The 261-nt window shown below is 47.9% G+C and carries 1 protein-coding gene; it reads right to left on the bottom strand.

Annotated elements, in window-relative coordinates; all coding sequences use genetic code 11:
• On the bottom strand, positions 1 to 261 hold a 261-nt coding region (locus R0K30_RS22410; protein WP_410613100.1), incomplete at both ends, for an MFS transporter.

Genomic DNA, 261 nt, shown 5'->3' with positions numbered 1-261 from the left:
CCGTGATCACCAGCCCGATAATCGCAAGCGGTCTCGGACCGATTTTGTCAAACAGAATACCGGAAATCGGCGACATGATCAGCATGACAATCGCGCCCGGCAATAGCAAGAGACCCGATTGCAGCGCCGTAAAGCCGACTAAGTTCTGCAGGTAAATCGGAAGCAGGAACATTCCTGTGTAAAGCGCAACGGTAATAATGATGTTAATCACACTGGAAAGTGAGAAAATATCATATTTAAATACCCGGAAGTCGAGCATCG

The organism is Bacillus sp. SIMBA_154 (assembly GCF_046536015.1).
Taxonomy (GTDB): domain Bacteria; phylum Bacillota; class Bacilli; order Bacillales; family Bacillaceae; genus Bacillus; species Bacillus pumilus_P.
This window is presented reverse-complemented; position numbering and strand designations above follow the sequence as displayed.